General features: G+C 56.0%; 24 protein-coding genes and 1 riboswitch. Of the genes, 11 read left to right on the top strand and 13 right to left on the bottom strand.

Annotation, left to right across the window (positions count from 1 at the left end; translation table 11 throughout):
* Positions 1 to 75: 75 nt before the first annotated feature.
* The 5 genes from dnaK to EFB11_RS03590 form a co-directional block, all read right to left on the bottom strand.
* The gene (dnaK, locus tag EFB11_RS03610) at positions 76 to 1,929 is read right to left on the bottom strand and encodes a molecular chaperone DnaK (RefSeq protein ID WP_122788964.1); all 1,854 of its coding nucleotides are present in this window, start codon (positions 1,927 to 1,929) and stop codon (positions 76 to 78) included.
* A gap of 38 nt (positions 1,930 to 1,967) precedes the next feature.
* Entirely contained in the window at positions 1,968 to 2,522 is a 555-nt protein-coding gene (grpE, locus tag EFB11_RS03605) for a nucleotide exchange factor GrpE (protein ID WP_243115157.1), read from the bottom strand.
* A gap of 12 nt (positions 2,523 to 2,534) precedes the next feature.
* A complete protein-coding gene (gene hrcA, locus EFB11_RS03600) occupies positions 2,535 to 3,566 on the bottom strand; it encodes a heat-inducible transcriptional repressor HrcA (RefSeq protein ID WP_122788962.1) in 1,032 nt (343 codons plus the stop codon).
* 232 nt (positions 3,567 to 3,798) lie between these two features.
* Positions 3,799 to 4,269, bottom strand: a complete 471-nt coding sequence (locus EFB11_RS03595; protein WP_122788961.1) for an NUDIX hydrolase — start codon at positions 4,267 to 4,269, stop codon at positions 3,799 to 3,801.
* Positions 4,266 to 4,613, bottom strand: coding sequence for a cupin domain-containing protein (locus EFB11_RS03590; RefSeq protein ID WP_122788960.1), 348 nt, complete (start codon positions 4,611 to 4,613; stop codon positions 4,266 to 4,268). The genes EFB11_RS03595 and EFB11_RS03590 overlap by 4 nt, the downstream gene beginning before the upstream one ends.
* Before the next feature lie 182 nt (positions 4,614 to 4,795).
* Positions 4,796 to 4,903, top strand: a riboswitch (TPP riboswitch).
* 115 nt (positions 4,904 to 5,018) lie between these two features.
* Between EFB11_RS03590 and thiD the strand changes: the two genes are divergently transcribed.
* The 8 genes from thiD to EFB11_RS03550 all read left to right on the top strand — a co-directional run bounded on the left by thiD (position 5,019) and on the right by EFB11_RS03550 (position 11,578).
* On the top strand, positions 5,019 to 5,810 hold the full coding sequence (thiD, locus tag EFB11_RS03585) for a bifunctional hydroxymethylpyrimidine kinase/phosphomethylpyrimidine kinase (RefSeq protein WP_122789713.1): 792 nt from the start codon (positions 5,019 to 5,021) through the stop codon (positions 5,808 to 5,810).
* A gap of 1 nt (position 5,811) precedes the next feature.
* Entirely contained in the window at positions 5,812 to 6,324 is a 513-nt protein-coding gene (gene thiW / locus EFB11_RS03580) for an energy coupling factor transporter S component ThiW (protein ID WP_122788959.1), read from the top strand.
* A complete protein-coding gene (gene thiM, locus EFB11_RS03575) occupies positions 6,321 to 7,148 on the top strand; it encodes a hydroxyethylthiazole kinase (RefSeq protein ID WP_330510635.1) in 828 nt (275 codons plus the stop codon). Before thiW ends, thiM begins: the two co-directional genes overlap by 4 nt.
* 57 nt (positions 7,149 to 7,205) lie before the next feature.
* Positions 7,206 to 7,877, top strand: a complete 672-nt coding sequence (gene tenA, locus EFB11_RS03570; protein ID WP_243115156.1) for a thiaminase II — start codon at positions 7,206 to 7,208, stop codon at positions 7,875 to 7,877.
* Between the two features lie 3 nt (positions 7,878 to 7,880).
* Positions 7,881 to 8,636 (top strand): ABC transporter ATP-binding protein, encoded by a 756-nt coding sequence (locus tag EFB11_RS03565; RefSeq protein WP_122788958.1) that lies wholly within the window; start codon positions 7,881 to 7,883, stop codon positions 8,634 to 8,636.
* Positions 8,633 to 9,385, top strand: a complete 753-nt coding sequence (locus EFB11_RS03560; RefSeq protein WP_122788957.1) for an ABC transporter permease — start codon at positions 8,633 to 8,635, stop codon at positions 9,383 to 9,385. The genes EFB11_RS03565 and EFB11_RS03560 overlap by 4 nt, the downstream gene beginning before the upstream one ends.
* A gap of 25 nt (positions 9,386 to 9,410) precedes the next feature.
* Positions 9,411 to 10,427, top strand: a complete 1,017-nt coding sequence (locus tag EFB11_RS03555) for an ABC transporter substrate-binding protein (RefSeq protein ID WP_122788956.1) — start codon at positions 9,411 to 9,413, stop codon at positions 10,425 to 10,427.
* Positions 10,428 to 10,546: 119 nt separating this feature from the next.
* On the top strand, positions 10,547 to 11,578 hold the full coding sequence (locus tag EFB11_RS03550) for a LacI family DNA-binding transcriptional regulator (RefSeq protein ID WP_122788955.1): 1,032 nt from the start codon (positions 10,547 to 10,549) through the stop codon (positions 11,576 to 11,578).
* Positions 11,579 to 11,614: 36 nt separating this feature from the next.
* Here the strand turns inward: EFB11_RS03550 and EFB11_RS03545 are convergent, their stop codons facing one another.
* From EFB11_RS03545 to EFB11_RS03510, 8 genes are all read right to left on the bottom strand, one after another.
* Positions 11,615 to 12,544: a DUF4349 domain-containing protein gene (locus tag EFB11_RS03545; RefSeq protein ID WP_122788954.1), complete on the bottom strand. Its 930-nt coding sequence runs from the start codon at positions 12,542 to 12,544 to the stop codon at positions 11,615 to 11,617.
* A gap of 92 nt (positions 12,545 to 12,636) precedes the next feature.
* Positions 12,637 to 13,005, bottom strand: a complete 369-nt coding sequence (locus tag EFB11_RS03540) for a sulfite exporter TauE/SafE family protein (RefSeq protein WP_122788953.1) — start codon at positions 13,003 to 13,005, stop codon at positions 12,637 to 12,639.
* Positions 13,006 to 13,017: 12 nt separating this feature from the next.
* Positions 13,018 to 13,383 (bottom strand): sulfite exporter TauE/SafE family protein, encoded by a 366-nt coding sequence (locus EFB11_RS03535; protein ID WP_122788952.1) that lies wholly within the window; start codon positions 13,381 to 13,383, stop codon positions 13,018 to 13,020.
* A gap of 100 nt (positions 13,384 to 13,483) precedes the next feature.
* A complete protein-coding gene (locus tag EFB11_RS16730; RefSeq protein ID WP_164706586.1) occupies positions 13,484 to 13,867 on the bottom strand; it encodes a metal-dependent transcriptional regulator in 384 nt (127 codons plus the stop codon).
* A 26-nt stretch (positions 13,868 to 13,893) separates the two neighbouring features.
* The gene (gene feoB / locus EFB11_RS03525; RefSeq protein WP_122788951.1) at positions 13,894 to 15,906 is read right to left on the bottom strand and encodes a ferrous iron transport protein B; all 2,013 of its coding nucleotides are present in this window, start codon (positions 15,904 to 15,906) and stop codon (positions 13,894 to 13,896) included.
* Positions 15,907 to 15,914: 8 nt separating this feature from the next.
* Complete coding sequence (locus EFB11_RS03520) at positions 15,915 to 16,145, bottom strand: FeoA family protein (RefSeq protein WP_122788950.1); 231 nt, start codon at positions 16,143 to 16,145, stop codon at positions 15,915 to 15,917.
* Between the two features lie 221 nt (positions 16,146 to 16,366).
* Positions 16,367 to 17,977: a PTS transporter subunit EIIC gene (locus EFB11_RS03515; protein WP_122788949.1), complete on the bottom strand. Its 1,611-nt coding sequence runs from the start codon at positions 17,975 to 17,977 to the stop codon at positions 16,367 to 16,369.
* Positions 17,978 to 18,077: 100 nt separating this feature from the next.
* Complete coding sequence (locus EFB11_RS03510) at positions 18,078 to 19,415, bottom strand: Sapep family Mn(2+)-dependent dipeptidase (protein ID WP_122788948.1); 1,338 nt, start codon at positions 19,413 to 19,415, stop codon at positions 18,078 to 18,080.
* A 195-nt stretch (positions 19,416 to 19,610) separates the two neighbouring features.
* Between EFB11_RS03510 and EFB11_RS03505 the strand changes: the two genes are divergently transcribed.
* The 3 genes from EFB11_RS03505 (at position 19,611) to EFB11_RS03495 (ending at position 22,618) form a co-directional block, all read left to right on the top strand.
* The gene (locus EFB11_RS03505; protein WP_122788947.1) at positions 19,611 to 21,155 is read left to right on the top strand and encodes a BglG family transcription antiterminator; all 1,545 of its coding nucleotides are present in this window, start codon (positions 19,611 to 19,613) and stop codon (positions 21,153 to 21,155) included.
* Between the two features lie 112 nt (positions 21,156 to 21,267).
* On the top strand, positions 21,268 to 21,981 hold the full coding sequence (locus EFB11_RS03500) for a ribulose-phosphate 3-epimerase (RefSeq protein WP_122788946.1): 714 nt from the start codon (positions 21,268 to 21,270) through the stop codon (positions 21,979 to 21,981).
* Positions 21,971 to 22,618: a YitT family protein gene (locus EFB11_RS03495; protein WP_243115155.1), complete on the top strand. Its 648-nt coding sequence runs from the start codon at positions 21,971 to 21,973 to the stop codon at positions 22,616 to 22,618. The genes EFB11_RS03500 and EFB11_RS03495 overlap by 11 nt, the downstream gene beginning before the upstream one ends.
* Positions 22,619 to 22,651: the final 33 nt, after the last annotated feature.

Raw genomic sequence — 22,651 nt, 5'->3', positions numbered from 1 at the left:
GGCGCGCCTTCAAAAGCCAGACCTTCAGCAGGAAGAAACGCATTTTGCGCTTCCTGCCCGGTCTTGCTGCATTCCTTATTTCTTGTCGTCGTCCTTGACTTCGGTGAAGTCGGCGTCTACAAAGTCGCCCTGCGGGCCGGACTGCTGTGCGCCGCCCTGGAAGCCCTGGCCGCCCATGTTCGGGTCACCCTGCGGTGCCTGCTGGGCATAGACCTTCTGTGCGATCTCGCCAAACTTCTTGGACAGGGAATCGGATGCCATCTTGATCATCTCGGTATCCGTGCCCTTGAGCGCTTCCTTGACCTTGTTGATCTCAGTTTCGACCGCGCTCTTTTCGTCGGCCGATACCTTGTCACCCAGGTCGGTCAGAGCCTTTTCCGACTGGAAGACCAGCTGCTCTGCGCTGTTGCGGACATCGACTTCTTCCTTGCGCTTCTTATCTTCGGCAGCGAACTGCTCGGCTTCGTGCATCGCCTTGTCGATCTCTTCCTGCGAGAGGTTGGTGGACGCCGTAATGGTAATCTTCTGCTCCTTACCGGTGCCCAGATCCTTGGCCGATACGTTTACGATGCCGTTAGCGTCGATGTCGAAGGTAACTTCGATCTGCGGTACACCGCGCGGAGCCGGAGCAATGCCGTCGAGGGTGAAGCGGCCGAGGGTCTTGTTGCCGGCAGCCATTTCGCGTTCGCCCTGCAGGACATGGATCTCAACCGACGGCTGATTGTCGGCAGCGGTCGAGAAGACCTGGCTCTTCTTGGTCGGGATGGTGGTGTTGCGCTCGATCAGCTTGGTGCATACACCGCCCAAGGTTTCGATACCGAGGGACAGCGGGGTAACGTCGAGCAGCAGAACGTCCTTGACTTCGCCGCCCAGGACGCCGCCCTGGATAGCTGCGCCGATGGCAACGCATTCGTCCGGGTTGATGCCCTTGAAGCCATCCTTGCCGGTGATGTTCTTAACCGCTTCCTGAACGGCCGGGATACGGGAAGAACCGCCAACCAGCAGGACCTTGGCCAGATCGCCCGGCTGCAAGCCAGCGTCGCTCATCGCCTGACGAACCGGACCCATGGTGGCTTCCACCAGGTCAGCGGTCAGTTCGTTGAACTTCGCACGCGAGAGGGTCAGTTCCAGATGCTTCGGACCGGTAGCGTCTGCGGTGATATACGGCTGGTTGATCGAAGTGGACATCATGCCCGACAGTTCGATCTTGGCCTTTTCTGCGGCTTCCTTCAGGCGCTGCATGGCCATCTTGTCGGCAGACAGGTCAATGCCGTCCGACTTCTTGAACTCCTGTACCATCCAGTCCATGATGCGCTGGTCAAAGTCGTCGCCGCCCAGGTGGTTGTTACCAGCGGTCGCCAGAACTTCCAGAACGCCGTCGCCAATGTCCAGGATGGATACGTCGAACGTACCGCCGCCGAGGTCATATACCATGACCTTCTGCTCGGTTTCCTTGTCAACGCCATACGCCAGAGCAGCTGCGGTCGGCTCGTTGATGATACGCAGAACGTCCAGGCCTGCGATCTTACCAGCGTCCTTGGTTGCCTGACGCTGGGAGTCGGTGAAGTATGCCGGTACGGTGATGACCGCCTGGGTCACCGGAGAACCGATATACGCTTCAGCGTCTGCCTTGAGCTTTTGCAGGATCATCGCAGAAACTTCCTGTGGAGAATACTGCTTGCCGTCGATGGATACACGGTAATCCGAACCCATCTGACGCTTGATCGAAATGATGGTGCGGTCTGCGTTGGTAACGGCCTGGCGCTTTGCTACCTGGCCCACCATACGCTCGCCGGTCTTGGAGAATGCGACAACGGACGGGGTGGTCCGAGCGCCTTCTGCGTTGGCGATAACGACCGCTTCGCCGCCTTCCATAACGGCGACACAGCTATTTGTCGTACCTAAGTCGATACCAATAATCTTGCCCATGATAAATGCTCTCCTTTATAGAATATGCTTTTGTTTCCTTAGTTTGCTACCTGTACCATCGCATGCCGGATGACTTTGTCACCGATCTGGAAGCCCTGCTGGAACACGTCTGCAATGACGTTTTCGCCCAGTTCTTCGTTTTCCACATGCATAACGGCATTGTGCAGGTTGGGGTCAAAGGCCGTGCCCGGTTCAGCGGCGATCTTTTCCACGCCGATGCTCTTGAGGCTATCGACCAACTGGGTCATGGTCATTTCCACGCCCTTTTTATATTCCGCGTCCGCGGTTTCGGCCTTGAGTGCGCGCTCCAGATTGTCATAAGTCGGCAGCAGCGCCTTGACCGCATAAGCGACCGCTTCGGCATGTGCCGCTTCCCGTTCGCGCTGGGAGCGCTTGCGGAAGTTGTCGTACTCTGCGGCCATGCGCAGATGCTTGTCATTCAGTGCATCCAGCTTGGCTTGCAGCTCGGTCAGCGCACTGTCCGCGGGCTCGGCGGTTTCGGGTTCCGCCTGGGAGACCGTTTCTTCCGCTGCCGTAACCTCGGTTTCCGGCTGCATGGCTTCGGCCTGTTCGGCAGGTTTTTTCTTTTCCATTTGTATCATCCTTTATTTGTTTTCATCCAAAAACGTATCCGCGATCAGTTTATTGAGCCCCTTGGCAAAACGGCTCAGGCGAGCGGATAGGTGTTTGTAATCCATACGGGTGGGGCCGACGATGCCGATGACACCCTGGCCCATGTTGCCGATGTCGTATTTTGCATAGATCATCGACGCATCCGACAGGGGATTGGGACCGTTTTCCGGACCAATGAAGAACTGTACCCCGTCGATATTGGGTTTGACAGGCAGCAGGTGCTTGTCGTCGGTGATGTAGTCAAGCAGCGCCTGTGCCTTTTGCGTATCGTGATATTCCGGGAAGTGCAGCAGTTTATTTGCGCCTTCCAGAAAGACTTTCTGGCTTCCCAGTTCCTCGATCAGCTCGGCCAGATATTCGGCCACTGGCCCAAGCAGGGCGGTCAGCCCGGCAGCACGTCGCACCACATCAAACCGCTCGGCGGTGATCTGGCTCAGCGGCAGACCGGTGAGCGTTTGATTGAGAACATACGTCAGCAGTTCGGCTTCGTCCTTGGAAACTTCGGCGGCAGTATGCACCAGCTTATTTTTGACCACCCCGGCATCGGTGACCACCACGATGACAAACGTCGTGCGGTCCACCGAAACGATCTCAAACTGTTTGAGGACCGTGTGGCTCATATAAGGGGTGACAGCGACCGAAGCATAATTGGTCAGCGTGGACACCAAACGTCCGGCTTCCTGGATCAGGCGGTCGAGCTCGCGTACCTTGCCGCGCATCTGCTCGATGGCCGGTTCATCGCCTTCGGGGATCTCACTCTCGCCCATCAGTTCATCGACATACAGCCGATAACCGGCAGGGGAGGGGATGCGTCCGGCCGACGTGTGCGGTTTTTCCAGATAGCCCATTTCCTCCAGTTCACTCATCTCGTTGCGGATGGTGGCCGAAGAGAAATGCAGTTCCGGCCGCGCAGCCAGAGTTTTGGAGCCGACCGGTTCGGCAGTGCGGATATAATCGCCAATGATGGCTTTCAGGATTTGCTTCTTCCGTTCAGAAAGCTCCATGGTGGAGGACTCCTTTCATTTAGCACTCGCACTACCTGAGTGCTAAGCATAATTTACCACCATGGGGCGCAGAAGTCAAGGGGCGGATGTGAATATTTTGTGAACCATTGCGGTAAATTTATGTATGAAGTGTAAAAAAAGAAAAACAAACCGGGAAATTCGGGATTTTGCCCCAAGCCGCCCGGCCGCAGGGCAAAAAAACGGACCGGGGAGAAACCCGGTCCGTGGGGATTTACCGCGCAAGCGGTTTGCCGTTGAGGGTGGCGCTGGTGAGCGTTTCGCCCACATAGGTCAGCTTGAGAGAGAAAAAGGGGATGTCCTCATCGAGCAGGCGGAAGAACAGCTTGTCCCCCTCCCAAATGGGCAAAGAGGACAGCCGTGATTTTTCCACCCACACCAGTTCGCCCTCGTCACAGGCGGTCAGTTCGCCCTCCCAGGCGTCGGCGGTGAACAGGTGCATATACTCGGTTTCCCAGCGGTCAGACACAAAGGTGACCAGCCCGCGATAGCGATAGGAGGTCAGCGTCAGGCCGGTTTCCTCGCGCGTTTCGCGTAGAGCGCATTCTTCCGGGCTTTCGCCGTCCTCAAATTTCCCGCCCACCCCGATCCACTTGTCGTGGCTGGGGTCATTGGCCTTTTTGACGCGGTGCAGCATCAGATACTTGCCGTCCCGCTCGAGATAGCACAGCGTGGTGTTGATCATTTGAACAGGATGAGCGCCACAAAACGCAGGGTTGCGTCGCCGTCGTTGCGGATGCTGTGGCTGTCGCCGTCGCCGGTGTAGAGCAGGTCACCCGGATGCAGATGCACTTCCTCACCGTTGTCCACGGCCACGGCTTCGCCCTCTAAAATGTAGAAGATCTCCGCTTCGCCCACATGCTGGTGTTCGCCGATCGAGCAGCCCGGCTCCAGGGTGGTGATGCTGAACAGACGGCCCTTGTCCATCATTTCCGATGCGTCGATGAGGTCGGTCAGGACAGCCTTGCCCGTTCCGCCCTTCATCTCCGGGCGTTCATAGGTTTTCATTTGGTCTTTTCTGCGGATCATGGCACATGCCTCCTTATGAAACTCTTAAGGTTATGGTAAAGCCTTTGGCGCAAAAATGCAAGGCAAACCATCGAAAGCGGTCCTGCCGCATCTCCGATTTTCTTTGCCAAAGGACAGGTATGGTACAAAAGACGGCCTTTTTCGCCCTGCTGCCTTGACAAATGAAAAAAGGAATGGTACCATTACCCATGCAAGGGAGCTTCCGAAGGGAGGCTGAGAGGAGGGGCACATCCCCTCGACCTTACCTGATTTGGATAATGCCAACGTAGGGACGCAGGGAAAACCGTTTTTTCGCGCATGTTATCTTGTTCAAAAGAATACGGGCGCGAGACTAGACGAAATACCAGGGAACATCCCATACGGGGGTGTTCCCTTTTTTCATGTCACAAAAGGAGGAATACTATGATAAAGAAAGTACTCACCATTGCAGGCTCGGACTGCTCGGGCGGCGCGGGCATCCAAGCCGACCTCAAGACCATGTCGGCACACGGCGTGTTCGGCATGAGCGTCATCGTGTCCGTGGTTGCAGAAAACACGGCGCGCGTCATCGACATCCAGGACATCACCCCGGAAATGATCGAAAAGCAGATCGACGCTGTATTCGAGGACATCGTGCCCGATGCGGTCAAGATCGGCATGCTGTCCACCCCGGCGTGCATGCAGGCGGTCGCGCGCAAGCTCGACCAGTACAAGCCTCAGCATGTGGTCATCGACCCGGTCATGTACGCCAAAAACGGCTGTCCGCTGATGAATCCGGACGCGGTCGGCGCGCTGATCGAATACATCCTGCCGCATGCCGATGTGCTCACCCCGAACATCCCGGAAGCTGAGTGCATCACGGGCATGAAGATCGAAAACCCGGCCGATATGGAAGAAGCGGCCAAGAAGATCTATGCCATGGGCGTGCGCGGCGTGCTGGTCAAGGGCGGCCACGCCATCGGTAATGCGCTCGACGTATTGTACGACGGCGAGCAGTTCTACCGCTTTGAGACCCAGCGCATCAACACCAAGAACACCCACGGCACCGGCTGCACGCTGTCGAGCGCGATTGCGTCCAATCTGGCGCTCGGCTGCGACATCCCGGAAGCGGTACGCCGCGCCAAGGATTACGTCACCGACGCCATCATCCATTCGCTGGCCATCGGCAACGGCTGCGGCCCGCTCAATCACTTCTGCCGGATTTTCCCGGAGGCGTGAGATGAAGCAGACATCCACACGTAAACTGACACTGGCAGGCGTTCTGGTGGCCGTGGCGGTCATCGGCAGCTTGGTGGCCATCCCGGTGATGCCTGGCGCCAAGTGTTCGCCCGTGCAGCATATGGTCAATGTGGTGGCCGGGGTACTGCTTGGTCCCGGCTACGCGGTCGCGATGGCGTTCGCGGCTTCGCTCATCCGCAATCTGCTCGGCATGGGCACGCTGCTGGCCTTTCCGGGGTCGATGATTGGCGCACTGCTGTGCGGACTGGCCTATAAGGTTTGTCCCAAGCTCCCAGCGGCCTATGTCGGCGAGGTGTTCGGCACCGGCATCCTAGGCGGCATGGCGTCTTATCCGCTGGCTGCTTGGTTGATGAACAACAAAGAAGCGGCACTGTTCACCTTTGTGCCGTCCTTCCTGGTATCGACCGCTGTGGGCGCGCTGATTTCGGTCATTGTACTGAGTGCGCTCAAGCGCACGTCGGTCTTTGGACAGTTGGAGGGCTCGCTGCGGTGATCAAAACCATTCAGGACATTGTGCGCCAGACGCGGGAAAAGCGTCCCATGGTGCATGCCATCACTAACAACGTGACCGTCAACGACTGCGCCAACATCATTTTGGCCGCCTACGGCGCGCCGACCATGGCGCAGGACACGCGCGAGGTCGAGGAGATTACCGCCCTGAGCGACGCTCTTGTGCTGAACTTGGGCGCGCTGCGCGCCCAGGAAGCCATGCTGCTGGCCGGGAAGAAGGCCAACGAGCTCGGGCATCCGATTGTTTTGGACCCGGTCGCGGCTGGGGCATCGTTCCTACGGGGCGAGACCTGCCGCAAGCTGCTGCATGAACTGCGCATTGCGGTCATCCGGGGCAATGCGTCCGAAATCCGGGCGCTGGCCTTAGGCAGCGAAACCACGCTGGGCGTGGAGGTCAACGCGCTCGACAAGGTCACCGAGGATAATCTGGAAGCGTCGGCCGAAATGGTCCGTGCGTTCAGCCGCCGGGTGGGCGCGGTTGTGGCGCTGACCGGCGAAATCGACCTGGTGACCGACGGCACACAGACCGCCGTGCTGCGCGGCGGCTGCGAGATGATGAGCCGCATCACGGGCGCGGGCTGCATGCTCACGGCGCTGACCGGCGCTTATTGCGGGGCCAACCCCGACCGGCCGTTTGCCGCAGCCGTGGCAGCGGTGGCGGTCATGGACGCCTGCGGAGAGGCTGCATACGAGCGGGTGCGCGAAGCGATGGAGGGCACCGCCTCCTTCCGCACCCGGCTGCTCGATGCAGTCAGTTTGTTAAACGAAAAGGAACTGGAAACGCGCTTGCAGCTCCAGATTCTTTAAAAAACTTGCTGCCGGTCCGGCCGGCAGCGCCGGAAAACATTCATTGGGGGTACCACCTTGAAAAACGAATCAATTACCGGGCGCATGCTTGCGGCATCCGCCGACATTTGGGAAGGCTATCTGCGGCATCCCTTTGTGGTCGGTCTGGCCGACGGCAGCCTTGATGTAGAAAAATTCAAATTTTATTTGCTCCAGGACTATGTGTATTTGTTTGACTATGCCAAAGTGTTTGCGCAGGGCGTCATCAAATCGCGCGAACCCGAGGTCATGCGCGCCTTTGCGTCCTATGTGGGCAGTATTTTAAACGGCGAAATGGACATCCACAAGGGCTATATGGCACGACTTGGCATTTCCGAGCCCGAGGCCGCACACGTCAAGCCCTCGCTCAAAAATCAGTCGTACACCGCCTATATGCGGGCGGTCGCGGCCGAGGAAGGTCCGGCCGAAATCCTGGCGGCCGTGCTCTCGTGCGCGATCAGTTACGAGCACATCGCCAAGTGGATGGTCCGTACCTATCCGGGTGCAGCGCAGCATCCGTTCTACGGCGAGTGGGTGCAGGGCTATGCCGGGGAGGACTACGCGGCCGCGAACGTCGCGCTGACCGAGCTGATGGAACACCTTGCAGAGGGCCTTGGTGAAAAGCAGAAGCAACGTCTCGTTGAGATTTTTGTCGATTGTTCGCGGTTCGAGGGCCTGTTCTGGGATATGGCCTGGAACATGGAGATGTAAGCCATGCTCGAATTTCGCGATGTTTCCTTTCAATATGAGGTGGAGGATTTCGACATCATCGACCATCTGTCCTTCCACATCGAGCCGGGCGAGTTCGTGTCGGTCATCGGCCCGTCGGGCTGCGGCAAATCGACCATTTTCCGCCTGACCAATCAGCTGCTCGCCCGCAAAGGCGGGGATATCCTGGTGGACGGCCAGTCGATCGACGGCCGCCGCGGGTACTGCGGCTACATGCCCCAGCGCGATTTGCTGTTTCCCTGGCGGACGGTGGCGGATAACCTGCGCCTGCCGATGGAAATTCAGGGCAGCTGCTCCCGCGCCGAGATGGACGAACGCATCCAGAAGACACTGGATGTGGTCGGCCTGGCCGGATGGGGGGACAAGCGGCCAAGCGAACTGTCGGGCGGTATGCGCCAGCGTGCGGCCTTTGCCCGCACACTGCTGACCGGTTCCGAACTGCTGCTGCTCGACGAGCCGTTTTCGGCGCTCGACTTCCTCACGCGCATCTCCATGCAGGAGTGGCTGCTCGATCAGTGGGAACACGATCACAAGACCGTTTTGTTCATCACTCACGACGTGGAGGAGGCCATCTTCCTGTCCGGCCGGGTGCTGGTGGTCGAGGATATGCCCATCCGCAAGCTGCGGTCGTTCACCGTGCCGGCGGCCTATCCGCGCACGCGCGAATGCCTGACCCATCCGGAGATGCTGGCGCTGCGGGAACAGCTCATCGACATGCTGCGGCGGGAGGTGGACGCATGAAAGGGAGAAATGCCAACCTTCCGGCGCTGCTGCTGGCCTTTGTGCTGCTGATCATCTGGCAGGCCGGGGCCATGGGCATGGATGCAGCCTATATCCTGCCGTCGCCCACCCAGGTGCTTGTGCGCCTGTGGGAGCTGCGCGAGCCGCTGTTCACCGCCCATCTGCCCGCGACCCTGCTGTGCACCGGCATTGGCCTGGTGATTTCAGTCGTGCTGGGCGTGTTGCTGGCCATCTTGATGGACGCCAGCCCGGTTGCGGAAAAGACGCTCTATCCGGTCATTGTCGCCTCGCAGACCATCCCGACCACGGCGCTGGCGCCCCTGTTTGTGCTGTGGTTCGGTTATACGATTTGGAGCAAAGTGCTGGTAACGGTACTGATTACCTTTTTCCCCATTGCGATCACGGTGTTTGACGGGTTCCGCTCGGCCAAGACCGATATGATCGATCTGCTGCGCTCGTTCGGCGCCGGGAAAAAGGAGATATTTGTCAAACTGAAGATCCCGGCAAGCCTGCCGTATTTCTTTTCGGCCATCAAAATGGCCATTCCGCTGTCCATCATCGGCGCTGCCATCGGCGAATGGCTGGGCGCGGACGCGGGCCTGGGCTATTTCAGCCGCCGTATGATGACCCAGCTGGACGGCGCAGGCGTTTTTGCGCCCATTGTGCTGCTGAGCGTGGTCGCTATGGTCGCGGTTGCGCTGGTATCCTGGCTGGAAAAGAAAGTGATCACCTGGCGCGGGGATCTGTAAAAAATCTACATCAAGGAGTATCAACATGAAAAAGAGAGTTTTTGCCTTGCTGACAGCCGGCGCGCTGCTGCTTTCCGGCTGTGGTGCGAACAATTCGGCAGCCCAGTCGGGTTCGGATACAAAGGGTAATGATCTGCGGGAGCTGACCGTGGTGCTCGACTGGTATCCGAATGCGCTGCACACCTTCCTGTATCAGGCGCAGGAGGCCGGTTATTTTGCCGAGGAAGGGTTGACGGTCAACATCCAGTCCCCGGCAGGAACCAACGATGCACTTAGCATGGTGGCCGCCGGCAAGGCGGACATTGGCCTGTATTACCAGCAGGACGTTATCCAGGCGCGCGTGGAGCAGGACGTGCCGGTCAAGTCGGTCGCCGCTGTCGTGCAGGCGCCGCTGAATATTGTTCTGTCTCTCAAGGAAAAGGATATCACCGAACCTGCCGATCTGGTCGGCAAGACGGTCGGCTATGCGGGCACCGAACTGTCCGAAGCGCTTATCCACAGCATTATGAAGTCGAGCGGGGCGGACCCGTCCGATGTGACCATGATCGATGTCGGTTTTGACCTGATGAGCTCCATGACCACCGGCAATGTGGACGCCACGATCGGCTGTCTGGTCAATCACGAAGTTCCGCAGATGGAGAAGGAAGGCTTTGAAGTCAATTATTTCTTCCCGGATGATTTCGGCGTGCCGCAGTATTACGAAGGCGTGTTTGTGGCAAACGACAAGGTGATTGAAGAGGAACCCGAAGTGATTGCCGCCTTCCTGCGCGCTTGCCAGAAGGGCTTCGAGGACTTCAAGAACAAGCCGGACGAAACGCTCCAGGTACTGCTCGATAACCAGGACGAGGCCAACTTTGCCTTGGACCCGGATGTCGAGAAGAAGTCCACCGAAACGCTGCTCCCGCTGATGGAAACCGACACGGCATCGTTCCTCAGCCAGTCGGAAGAGTGCTGGCAGGAAAACATCGACTGGATGTACGACGAAGGACTGATTTCGGAAAAGCCGGACGTATCCGAAGTCATGGCAAATATTGATTTCTAATTCATTTTTTCGAACAGCAAGGAAAGCCCTCTGCAACTGAGCAGAGGGCTTTCCCATTGGGTTGACAGAAAAGTGCAGGTTTAGTAAGATAGAAACATTGAAACAGGAGGAACAAGCGGATGGGAGTGACACTCAAAGAAATCGCGGCCATGGCGGGCGTGCATCGTTCGACGGTGGACAAAGTGCTGCACAAGCGGCCGGGCGTCAGCGAAGAAGTGCGGCAGCGGGTGCAGCAGGTGCTCGACCAGACTGGCTATCGGCCCAATCTGGCCGGTCGTGCGCTGCAAAAACAGGCAGCTTCCATCCGGTTGGCGGCGATTTTACTGAACGTCGATGCTCGGCCGTTTATCGAGCGGGGTATCCGGCACGCGGTGGAAACGCTGCACATGTGTCCGGTGGAGGTAGCTTTTTCAAGCAGCGCCTTTGGCGATGTGGATACTCAGGTCGCCCAGATTCAGGCGTCCATCGAGCAGAAGATGGATGGCATTATTTTAAGCCCCCTGTCAGCCGAGCCGGTGCGGCAGGCGGTCTGCCGCGCGTCCGAAAGCGGCATTCCGGTCGTGTGCACCAACACCGATTTGGAAAACGCCGGACGACTGTGCTATGTTGGGGAAAATGCTGCCAAAGCCGGACGGGTCGCGGGGCGGATGCTGGGTGAGTTTTTGGGTGGGGCCGGAAAGATTGCGGTCATCACCAGCACATCGGCGCTGCGTGCGGGCACATATTTTTTGTATGTGCGCGAGCGGTCCTTTCTGGATTATCTGCACACAAATTTTCCGCAGATCGAAGTGGCGGAAACGCTGCCCAGCTTTGAAAACCCATCCAAAACCTATCACATGACCTTGGATTTGCTGCGCCAGAGACCGGATTTGGATGGCATTTACATCGTCGGCGGCGGCGTCGGCGAGGTAGGCCGCGCCATCCAGGAGGCCGGGCTGGGCGGAAAGGTCAAAGTGATTTGCTTTGAGGATTATCCCGAGATTTTGGACCTGTTGCGGGAAGGCATTGTCACCTGCACCATTAACAGCAACACGGTGCGGCAAGGCGAACTGCCGGTGCGTGTGCTGGTCGATTACTGCATGCAGGACATCCAGCCCAGCGAACAAATCTATACGCCCAGTGAAATTTTGGTGCGGGAATGTTTGGAATAACAAACCGCCGTCGCAGAGAAGCGACGGCGGTTTTCTTTATGCCTTGGGATCTTCGGGGGAATCGTCAGCGGGGGTGTCATCGAGCGGGGGCAGTACAGGGGGCTGTGCCTTGGCTTTGCGGCGGCGGCGAATCTGCCAAATCACAACAACCACCACAGCAGCCAGCAGGAGCACCGGCCAGATGGTCGCGCAGACCAGAATCAGCCCGCGCAGGAAGGACAGCACACCATGGCTGCCGTTTTTCAGCGCCTGCCCCAGTTCACTGAAGAACGAATTGCCTTCCGAAACCGGGGAGAGCGAGGACACTTCGCGGACCGACAGGTCAATGGTCGAAAAGCTGATCAGGCTGTCGTATTGCCGCAGCGAGCCGGTCAGGCTTTCAATCTCATATTCGGTGTCGGCCAGTTCGCTTTCCAGGGCGACAATGGTTTCCATACTGTCGGCCTGCGCCAGCAGGTCCAATAAGCGTTGATGTTTGGTGCGCAGCGAGGATAAGCGGGTTTCCAAATCGACATATTGTTCGGTGATGTTCTGCGACTGGCTGGAACTGCTCACCACATGACAGCTTTCGCCCACCTGGGCAAAAAAGGTGTCATACCCCTCCTGCGGGATGCGGACGGTATAGCTGCCATACCGCGAACCGGGATCGCCCGACACCGAAGTGGATTCCAGATACCCGCCCTGTGTTTCGGTCAGGGTGCGCACAAACGCATCGGTTTCCTCGAAATCCTGGGTTTCCAGATCCATTTGTCCGGTGCGGATGATTTTGGCGTTTTGCAGCGCCTGGGAGGCAGGAGTGCTGGTGTCTTGCGGGGCGGCTTCGTCGGTGGTTTGGGACCAGCCTTCGCTGTTGGAAGCGCCGTCCGCAGCCGCCGTTTCATTGCTTTGACTGCTGCCGCCGCAGGCAGTCAGGAAGGTCAGGAGCCACAACAGGCAGATACTAAGCGTGAGCCATCGCTTTTTCATAGCAAACACCTCATTTCGTCAAAATCCACGTTGTGCTGTTTCTTATAGTATAGACGAAAAGAGGGGAGAGGTGTTCCCTGAAATGGAAAATGTTACTGTTTTGTATCCTCCGGTTTTTTGGCGCGCAGTTCTTTGAGGCCAATGTAAAGCAGCAGGACGCCAAATAACCGCCGCAGCAGGGAAACTTCGGTGGCACCCGCCAGCAAAGAGGCGGCCACCGAAGTGGGGATGCCCGCCAGCGTACACCAAAGAACGGCCTGTTTTTCGACCAGATGGTTTTTGATGTGCGATACCAGCGCCGCTGGGGCGCAGGAGATGAAATACAGCAGATTGATTCCCGCGGCGGCCTGCTGGGTCAGTCCCGCAACCAGGGTCAAATACAGCATCAGCAGACTGCCGCCGCCGATGCCGAAGCCCGAGAGGATACCGGTCACCAGACCGGCCAGAATGGACAAAAACATGGCATCCCCCTTTTACCACAAAAACAAGGCGCGGATGCCGCCATACAGGATGAACATGCCAAAGATTCGGCGCAGCCAGAGCATATTGAGCTTTTGGAAGATCCGGCCGGATAGAAATCCACCGACCGCCCCGCCAATCAGATAGGGCAGCGCCTGCCCCAGCACCAGATTGCCCTGCCGCCAGTAGATCCAGGCGGAAACCGCGCACAACGGCAGAATCACAGCGACCGAGGTGGCAAAGGCCTTTCGTTCGTCTAGCTTGAGCCAGCCGATGAAAAGCGGCACAAGAAATAAGCCGCCGCCAGCCCCGAAAAATCCATTGGCCAGCCCGGCCAGTCCACCGGTCACAAGATACTTTGTCCGAGAGGAAATTTGCATGGCAGTGCCTCCGATTTGATCAAACTTCCCTCTAGTTTGCGCGGTTTATGCCGTTTTCATGCGAAAAAAAGCCAGCGTTTTCAAAACGCTGGCTTTTGAGTTATTTTGAATCAGACGGATCATCCAATGCTTCACGCAAACGCACGATCATTTCTTCGCTGACCACATGTTCCATCCGGCAGGCATCGGCTTCTGCAATCTCACGCGAAACCCCTAAAACATCCACCAGATACCGGCAAAGTAATTCATGACGGCCTCGGACTTCGGCAGCGCGCTGCATGCCTTCTTCGGTCAATACCACCTTGCCATAATAGGCAGGTTCCACCATACCGGCTTCCCGCAGGACCCCCAAAGCTTTGGATACCGAGGCGCGCGATACGCCCAAGCGGCGGGCAATGTCCACCGAACGCACTTCCCCTTGTTCGCGGTAGATGTCTAGAATCAGTTCCAAATAATTTTCGCCGGATTCACGGATGCTTGCCATTCGAACCTCCCCGTTTCGTTGAGCGGCTAGAAAATCAAGCCGCCAATGTTGTATAGAATAAAAGCAGTCAGCCAAGCCAAGCCGATTTGCAGGGCGGCCGAACCGAATGCCCAACGCCATCCGCCCATTTCCCGTTTGATGGTCGCAAAGGCAGACATGCAGGGCATATAAAGCAAAGTAAAGACCAAAAAGCTGTACGCTGCGAGCGGGGTAAAAGCACCCGCCAGAATGGCGGCCAGCATGGCGCTGTCACCGCCGGCGCCATAGAGCACCGACAGAGTAGAAACCACAGCTTCTTTGGCAACCAGACCAGCAAGCAGCGATACGGCTGCCTGCCAGAAGCCAAAGCCAAGCGGTGTAAAGAGGGGGGCGATCAGCTGACCAAACCCACCCAAAATGGAATCTGCCGAACTTTGTGCCACGGTAAAAGAAGGCGTGAAGTTTTGCAGCAGCCAAATCAGTACGCTCATCAGGAAGATGATCGTACCAGCCTTGGTCAGGAAGTCCTTGGCGCGGGTCCACATATTGCGCACCGTTCCCTTGAAGGTGGGCAGGCGATAGGTGGGCAACTCAAGCACGAAGCCCGAAGATACGCCGCGGAATACGGTCTTTTTGAGCAGAAAACCGGCGACAATCGCCATAATAATGCCGAGCACATACAGGCTGATGATGACCAGCCCTGCGTGATCGGGGAAAAAGGTGCCGGCAAAAAGGGCATAGACCGGCAGCTTGGCGCCGCAGGACATGAAGGGGGTGAGCATGATCGTCATGCGGCGGTCATCCTCATTTTCCATGGTGCGGGCCGCCATGACCGCAGGGGTCGTACAGCCAAAGCCCATCAGCATGGGCACAAAAGATTTGCCCGACAGGCCGATCTTACGCAGCAGGGTGTCCATAATGAACGCAATGCGCGCCAGATAGCCGGTATCCTCCAAAATGGACAGAAAGAAAAACAAAATAACGATCTGCGGCAAAAAGCTGACCACACCGCCGACACCGCCGATGATGCCATCGCATACCAGGCCAATGACCCAGTCGGAAGCGCCAATGTTCAGCAGGGTGCTTTCCACCAGGGGAGCCAAATGCCCCTGAATGAGCGTGTCCAGCCCATCCATCAGGAATGAGCCGACCGGACCAAACGTCGTCAGGAACATCAGGCACATCAAAAGCGCAAAAATCGGGAGCGCCAGCCATTTGTTCATGACCACCCGGTCGATGCGTTCGGTGATCGTGAGCGGCGGATTTTTCGGCCGGATATAACACTGTTTGACCACCGACTCGATGAAGTCATAAATGGCATCGGCCATGATCATTTGATTGTCCGTGCTGTTTTGGTGGCTGCACAGGCTGAGGGCCACATGTGAAATCTCATGCCGCACCGGGTCGGGCAGAGCGACTGACTCATAGACATGGCTGTCGCCTTCCAGGAGCTTGGCCGCATAAAAGGGCAGGCTGGCCCGCCGCAGCGACAGACCGTCCAGCAGGCCGGAGACCCGGCGGATGGCCGCGCCGACGCCATGCAGATAGTCGGGCTGATGGGCCGGAGGCCGCATTTCGCCGACTACGGCGTCAAGCAGGGTGTCCATATTTTCTCCGCGTCGGGCAGAGATCGGAATGACGCGCACACCCAGCAGGTCACTCATGGCCTGGCAGTCGATTTGAATGCCCTGGGCGCGGCAGTCGTCGATGAAATTCAGCGCAATCACCATCGGAAGCCCCAAGGCGATGAGCTGCATCGTAAGATAGAGGTTGCGTTCAATGTTGGCAGCATCCACAATGTTCAGGATGCCGTCCAGTCCGTTCGACAGAACGAACTCGCGGGCGATGATCTCCTCCTGCGTATAAGGGGAGAGCGAGTAGATACCCGGCAGGTCGACGACATCGACCACCGTGCCCGCATGATGAATTTGACCGGTTTTGCGGTCCACCGTGACGCCGGGCCAGTTGCCGACGTGCTGATTGGAACCGGTCAGTTTGTTGAACAGGGTCGTTTTACCGCTGTTCGGATTGCCCATAATGGCGATCGTTGTTCTTCCCATGTGTTGTCTCAGTTCCAATCCTCAATACAGATTTTCTTGGCTTCTTCCTTGCGCAGGGACAGGCTGTATCCGCGCAGGCGTACCGCAATCGGATCGCCAAACGGCGCACGCCGTTCCAGCAGGACATGCACACCGCGCGTGATGCCCATATCCAGGAAGCGCTGTTTGACCGCGCCTTCGGCTGTGAGCGAATGCACCACGCCGGTTTGGCCCGGTTTTAAGTTGGCTAAGGTTTTCATTGTTCTTCCTCGTTTCAATGTTCCCTTGTTTGTTAACTGGGGTTAACATTATTGTATGCCTGTGCTAACCTCTTGTCAAGACTCTATCCAAAATCCCGCAAGAATAAAAAATGCCTGCCCCTGAGGGCAGGCCATACAAAAGAACAGCGGCGGTTTTGAAGTATCAAAACCGCCGCTGCTCTGTCTGCATTCGTATTGAGAAATAAAAGGGGTTGTAAAAGTTAGTCCATGCCAAGGATATCCTTGACCGAAGTGGTGATGTTCTGTACGCGCACACCGTAGATGATCTGCAACGATTCTTGTGCGTGTACGACACCGAGTGCTTCCAATTCACCCTTCCAAACATCGTCCGGCACAGCGAGCGATTCGTCCTTGAGCGTTACGCGGAGACGGGTCGCGCAGCAGGTCACATTTAGAATGTTATCCTTGCCGCCCAGTGCTTCGATGATGCGTACTTCAAGCTTGTCAGAATTGGAAGCCGACACCGCATCAGCGCCCTGCGGGCCGTTTTTCGCTGCTTGGTATTCCTTCTTGCTCATCAGCTTGATTTCGCTGTCGCCACGTCCCGGTGTCTTGAGGTTGAACTTGCAGATGACGAACTTGAAAGCAAAGTAGTATACAACAAAGGTCAGCGGCAGCAGCCAGAGCAGTGCCATAGCATGTACCTTCTGGGGCTGGAACAGGTTGGGGATCATGAAGAACAACGCATGTCCGTTGATCGAGATCTTTGCAAGCTCGGCTACAACATAGCACAGGCCGCAAAGCGGGGCATATACCAGCCAGTACAGCAGGGGAGCAACAAACAGGAACGTATACTCGATCGGCTCGGATACACCGACAATCATCAGAGTAAATACGGCGGGAACCAGAAGTGCTGCTACCTTCTTGCGGTTTTCGGGTTTTGCACAGTGGTACATTGCCAGTGTTGCGCCGGGGAGACCAGCCAGCTGGAACAGGATACGACCACTGGTGAAGTTACGGATCAGGTAGCCAGTTGCGTCTGCGCTTGCTGCCTGACCGTTGATGATGTTACGTACGCCTTCGTATACAACGCCGTCGATGGTCATTGTACCGCCGACCTGGGAATATTCGATCGGGAAGGCGATCAGGTGGTGGATACCGAACGGAAGCAGTGCCTTATCCATGGTACCGAACAGCCAGGTGCCGAACAGACCGCTTGCGCTGATGAAAGAGGTCAGGCTCTGCAATGCCGATGCAATGTACGGCCAGATGTAGTACGTAGCAATTGCTGCCGGGATGGACACCAGGGATACAACGATGATAACAAACTTTGCACCAGCAAAGAATGCGAACATGTTGGGGAACTGCGTGTCGACCAGGCGGTTGTGTACCCAGGCGGCAAGCAGACCGCAGATGATACCGGAGAAGATACCCATGTTGTAGGAGAAGATACCGAGCGACTCCGACCACAGTGCGTTGAAGTTGAGTGCATCCAGCTGCGAATAGCCAGCTGCCATCAGCGCATCGACCGAAGTGGTTTCCGGCGTCCAGCCAGACAGAGAAGCCCAGCCTTCAATGCCCTTCGTGTAGCAGAAGAACATGATCAGGCCAGCAAAAGCAGCCCAGCCCTTTTCCTTTTTCGCCAGAGTGAACGCAATTGCCACCGCAAACCAGAGCTGCAAGTTGTTCATGAACAAGAAGCCCAGGTTGGAGATCATGGTGAACAGTTTGTAGAGGAATGTTCCCTCGGGCAAGATGTAGTTAGTAAACGCACTACCGATACCGACATAAAAACCAACCAGTACCAACAGTACGATCGGAACCATCATGGCTCCTGCAAAAGTTTGGATTTTTGCCTGAATTTTTTTCATATCAAGCCCCCCTTGTGTGATGTACGTATTTTAGCATAATGTTTCACAGTCGGCTACCGAACGGTGATTCAGGTTGGTTCCATATTGTTGTGGCAAAATATCAAGTTCCTTGCCCGGCCAAACGGCACAGCGCTTCGAAATAAATTTCGGCAGCGCGCGACAGGGACGACAGTGCCATACATTCATTCGGCATATGCGGATGGGTGTCCTCTTCGGGGAAGGTTGCGCCAAAAGCGATGCCGCAATCCAAAACGCGGGCATAGGATGCACCGCCTTTGGTAAAGCAAGCAACTGGTTCGCCAGTCACTTGCGTATAAGCCTGCCCTAGGGCGCGCACAAGCGGATGGTCGGGCGCTACATACAGCAGTCGTTTCTCATCTTCCACAGTAGATGCAAAGCCATATTCCGTGCCAAGCTGTTCGAAGCGTTTATCTAGCTGTGCAGGGGTGATACTGCGAGGATATCGGACATCGACATATAAGTGCAGTCCATCTTCTTTTTCTTCCAGACCGGTGGGGCAAACCGAGGTCGTTCCCATATCCGGGTCGGACGAATACAGGCCGCAGGCCTGCCCGTACGGGTCGGGCGACAGGGCGTCGTGCAAAAAGGCAATGCAGGCATTGGCTTCCGGCTGTGCCAGCGGCAGATTGCGGAAATGCTGCGCAAACGCAAACAGAGCATTTTGTCCGCGCTGGGGGTTGCGTGACAGCGTACGCTGTCCGGTAAAGCACAGCGAAGGAGCGTCATCCACTTGGCAACATATTTGGTCGCATACATAATTATGCAGCGTAGCACAGGCGATATGGTGCAGTACCGGGCGTTCCGGATGTGCGTCTGCCCGGGCAAATAGTAAATCGTATTTGCGGATGCCCTTTTCACCGTTGACGATGGGGAAGTTACCATCCGGCGAAAAGCCCATCAGCGGTTGCGGTTCATGAGAAAAATAGGTCCGCATACACTCCCAGGTGGTTTCCTCAGCGCCGCCAGCAATGACGCGAATGCCGTATTGCAGGGGGATTTCCATGTCCCGCAGGATGCGGACCGCATATAGCGCCGCCAAAAGCGGGCCCTTGTCGTCGTTGACGCCGCGGCCATACAGCATCCCTTGTTCGTCAGCCGTCATGGTAAAGGGTGGGGTATGCCATTGGGCAGGGTCGCCAGCTTCCACAACGTCCAGATGCCCCAGGACCCCGATGTACCCATGGTCCTGCGCCCCAAGTCGGGCATCGCAGGCATAACCCTGCACATTTTGGGTCTGTAACCCGCATTTTTCTGCGATTTGCAGGAAACAATCAAACGCACGGGCAATCTGCGGGCCAAAGGGACTTCCGTCCGCGGCGTGGTCGGTGTCGCGTACTGAATCGATTGCAACCAGTTGTTTTAAGTCGTCCAGAAACTCTGGTTCGTAAGCGTGCCATCGTTTTTGAAATTCTGTCATCCAGCTCAGCTCCCTAAATATAGATAAGTTATTATAATACGATTTTGCCGGACACAGCTATGGATCCATCATTCTTTTTGTCACTTTTTCATTATAGTAATTTTAAAACATTTGATGAAGCGCGGGGACACGTCTTGACAAGCAACTGCAATCCTTTACAATAAAAAGAGAGACCAACACAGGGAGAGGATTTTTATGCAGAAGCAAAGAGCTCTGGAGATTATACGCATTCTGCTGCAATCCAGTGGATTTGTGACAATTCAGCAAATTGCCACGATGTTGCAAGTGTCCAACAAGACGATTCGAAACGACTTGCAGACTGTGAGTGAATGGTTGGCCGAAAATCAGATGACGTTATGCAAAAAAACCGGCAGCGGGATTTGCATCGAAGGGGATGCAGAGCAGAAGCTGCGTTTGTTAGAGCAAATTTTGGGAAACAGCCGGCGGCAGAAAGATTATACCCCGCAGGCACGGAAAATTTACATTGGGCTGCGCATCATCAACTGTGTCGAGCGCTGCCGCATTTATGAACTATCCTCGGAATTGTATGTCAGCCGCGCGACAATCCATAAGGATTTGATCGCGTTGCAGCCCTTATTGGAGCAATATCATATTACCTTGATTCGTAAGAGCAACCATGGCGTTCGTTTGGAGGGCAAGGAGCACAATCTGCGAGCGCTGATGTTTGCGCTTATGACCGCGGACAAAGGGTATCAGATGCTGGCCGAATTGGTGCGCACACGCACGCCCCAACGCCCGGATTATTTTTTGTTCTCAGCGCTCGACTATACCGAGCAGGATTTTTATGGGATTTTACAGGCGCTCTTGCAGGCGAAGCACGTATACTGGCATGAACTTCCGTTTACCACCATGCTGGAATGCTTCCTGCAAATCTGTATTCTATGCCTGCGTGTCATGGATGATAAAAAGGTCGTGTTATCCGAAGATTTTGTCGAGGAACTCGAGCAGAAGCCCCTTTATCCAGAAGCGTGTGAACTATGCGATTTGCTGGAAGAGCATCTGCACATTTCGCTGCCGGAGGATGAGCGGCGATACCTGCAAATCCATCTGCTGGCTCTACAAAACCAGCAGGCAGATCAGGAGCAGCAGGATGTCATCCAAATGACACAAGACCTGTTGGAACTGTGGGGTAAAATGTTCCGGCGTCCTTTTCAGCAGGATGCGGAACTGCGGGAAGCGCTACAAGCTCATTTGGGCCCAGCCATCACACGCTGCCGGCATGGCATCCGGATTGAAAACCCCCTGATGTACGAAATCCATTCGTATTATCAAAATACCTTCCAGGTCGTACAGCGCAGCTTGCGCCAGCTCGAACCCAAGTATGGATGCCACTTCAGTGACGATGAAGCAGGCTATCTGTGCATTCATCTGGCCGCAGCGCTGGACCGCATGAAAAAACCGTTGCGTACCATTTTGGTCTGCCACCAGGGACCGGCGGCAAGCAATTTGATTGTGCGCAAACTGGCGAAACATGTACCGGAAATCGAAGTGGTGTCCAGGCGGACCTTCATTTCAATCGAGCAAACCGATTTGACCGATATTGATTTGATCTTATCGACCCTGCCTTTGCCGTTCGACTGTGACATCCCGGTTTTGACGCTGCATGCCCTGCCGCATGACCATGATATGCAGCGGGTCAAGTCCATCATCGAGACCTATTATAAAGAAAAGAACGATCCGCTCCGACAGGGGGACATGTCTTTCCTAGAGGAACGTTGACTTCTTGCCACATCAATCCGCCCTTTTCCATGCTTGAGCGATTCTTGAAATTTGCGTTTGATTCCCCTACAATAATCACATAATAATTATTGACGCGGGAGGTCATCTACTTATGAAACATATTAAGATTGCGGCTGGTCTGGCGCATGTTAATTACGGCAACATTGCCGGTGTCGTCAAGGAAATCAGCGATGCAGGTGTGGATTACATCCACTCGGATGCAGCGGATATGCACGACCTGCAGAATATGAAGCTGATGGGCGGCCATCAGATCATTGCAGGCATTCGTCCGGTAACCCAGCTTCCCATCGAGTGCCACATTTACACGGTAAGCATGGACCGCATGTTCATCGAGCAGATCGCAGAAGCAGGTGCCAATATGCTGGTTCTGCCGGCGGAGCATTTCATCGGCGCACAGCTGGCTTACATCATCAACTGGTGCCGTGAGATGGGCCTGAAGTTTGGCCTGACGCTCGGCTGCTACACTCCTCTGTGCTTTGTCGAAGAGTCCATCTATGATATCGACCGTCTGCACATCGTAACCCATGGCGTGGATGAGACCGACGGTAAGGACAACTGGGGCTGGCGCAGAAGCGTAACCGATCTGGTACAGCGCGCTCGCAAGATGATCGATGAAAAGAATCCGAAGTGCGAACTGGCGATCGATGGCGGTCTGCGTGCAGACAACATGGATCCGCTGATTGCTTGCAATCCGGACGTTATCGTTCTGTCTTCTGCCCTGTTTAAGGATCCGGAAGGTGCTGCAGGCGGTTACCGTAAGTGCCGTGCAGCGATCGATGCAGCAGCAGAAAAGTATGGACTGTAATTCTGCTATGACGCAGCAGCGAGTCACAGCCATTGTGAAAGACTTTTTGTGGATTACGCTGTCTGCAATTTTCACCGCAATGGCGGTCAACCTGTGCTTTCAGTCGACCGGCCTGGCGCCGGGCGGCATCACAGGCTTGTCCATTATTTTTTCACTCATCACGCACATTCCAGTTTCGTATATGTCACTGGCGATTTCGGTGCCGCTTCTGATTTTGGCAACCGTTTTGCTGGGAAAGGGTTTTGGTGTCAAAACCCTTTACATTACCCTGATTACGCCGGTGTTTATGGAACTGGTGCCTGTATTTGACCTTTCCGGGGCATGCAGCAACCTGCCCTGGTTTGTAGCCCCGCTGATTGCCGCGCTGGCTGGCGGTGTGCTGGTCGGGTCTGCGGTCGGCATTGCTTTAAACCGGCAATGCGCGACAGGCGGTACCGATGTCATCGCGTTGCTGATTCAGTATGTCTTGCGGTTTTTAAAGGTGCCAACCATCTTGTTCTGCCTGGACGGCAGCGTGGTCATTGCATCCGGCGTCATCTCCGGAAACGCTTGGATTGCAGGGTTCAGCCTGTTGTCTCTGTTCATCATCATGCAGACCATTCGCAAGATCACACAAAAGGCGCGACAGAATCTATAATGAAAAGCTCTGCCCTTCGGGGCAGAGCTTTTT

The sequence above is a fragment of the Intestinibacillus sp. Marseille-P6563 genome (assembly GCF_900604335.1).
Lineage (GTDB): Bacteria > Bacillota > Clostridia > Oscillospirales > Butyricicoccaceae > Butyricicoccus_B.
This window is presented reverse-complemented; position numbering and strand designations above follow the sequence as displayed.

Bases quoted from the DNA above. Each gene is read 5' to 3' on its own strand.
- dnaK (WP_122788964.1), bottom strand. From the start codon at position 1,929: ATGGGCAAGATTATTGGTATCGACTTAGGTACGACAAATAGCTGTGTC.
- grpE (WP_243115157.1), bottom strand. From the start codon at position 2,522: ATGGAAAAGAAAAAACCTGCCGAACAGGCCGAAGCCATGCAGCCGGAA.
- hrcA (WP_122788962.1), bottom strand. From the start codon at position 3,566: ATGGAGCTTTCTGAACGGAAGAAGCAAATCCTGAAAGCCATCATTGGC.
- EFB11_RS03595 (WP_122788961.1), bottom strand. From the start codon at position 4,269: ATGATCAACACCACGCTGTGCTATCTCGAGCGGGACGGCAAGTATCTG.
- EFB11_RS03590 (WP_122788960.1), bottom strand. From the start codon at position 4,613: ATGATCCGCAGAAAAGACCAAATGAAAACCTATGAACGCCCGGAGATG.
- thiW (WP_122788959.1), top strand. From the start codon at position 5,812: ATGAAGCAGACATCCACACGTAAACTGACACTGGCAGGCGTTCTGGTG.
- EFB11_RS03565 (WP_122788958.1), top strand. From the start codon at position 7,881: ATGCTCGAATTTCGCGATGTTTCCTTTCAATATGAGGTGGAGGATTTC.
- EFB11_RS03560 (WP_122788957.1), top strand. From the start codon at position 8,633: ATGAAAGGGAGAAATGCCAACCTTCCGGCGCTGCTGCTGGCCTTTGTG.
- EFB11_RS03555 (WP_122788956.1), top strand. From the start codon at position 9,411: ATGAAAAAGAGAGTTTTTGCCTTGCTGACAGCCGGCGCGCTGCTGCTT.
- EFB11_RS03550 (WP_122788955.1), top strand. From the start codon at position 10,547: ATGGGAGTGACACTCAAAGAAATCGCGGCCATGGCGGGCGTGCATCGT.
- EFB11_RS03545 (WP_122788954.1), bottom strand. From the start codon at position 12,544: ATGAAAAAGCGATGGCTCACGCTTAGTATCTGCCTGTTGTGGCTCCTG.
- EFB11_RS03540 (WP_122788953.1), bottom strand. From the start codon at position 13,005: ATGTTTTTGTCCATTCTGGCCGGTCTGGTGACCGGTATCCTCTCGGGC.
- EFB11_RS03535 (WP_122788952.1), bottom strand. From the start codon at position 13,383: ATGCAAATTTCCTCTCGGACAAAGTATCTTGTGACCGGTGGACTGGCC.
- EFB11_RS16730 (WP_164706586.1), bottom strand. From the start codon at position 13,867: ATGGCAAGCATCCGTGAATCCGGCGAAAATTATTTGGAACTGATTCTA.
- feoB (WP_122788951.1), bottom strand. From the start codon at position 15,906: ATGGGAAGAACAACGATCGCCATTATGGGCAATCCGAACAGCGGTAAA.
- EFB11_RS03520 (WP_122788950.1), bottom strand. From the start codon at position 16,145: ATGAAAACCTTAGCCAACTTAAAACCGGGCCAAACCGGCGTGGTGCAT.
- EFB11_RS03515 (WP_122788949.1), bottom strand. From the start codon at position 17,977: ATGAAAAAAATTCAGGCAAAAATCCAAACTTTTGCAGGAGCCATGATG.
- EFB11_RS03510 (WP_122788948.1), bottom strand. From the start codon at position 19,415: ATGACAGAATTTCAAAAACGATGGCACGCTTACGAACCAGAGTTTCTG.
- EFB11_RS03505 (WP_122788947.1), top strand. From the start codon at position 19,611: ATGCAGAAGCAAAGAGCTCTGGAGATTATACGCATTCTGCTGCAATCC.
- EFB11_RS03500 (WP_122788946.1), top strand. From the start codon at position 21,268: ATGAAACATATTAAGATTGCGGCTGGTCTGGCGCATGTTAATTACGGC.
- EFB11_RS03495 (WP_243115155.1), top strand. From the start codon at position 21,971: ATGGACTGTAATTCTGCTATGACGCAGCAGCGAGTCACAGCCATTGTG.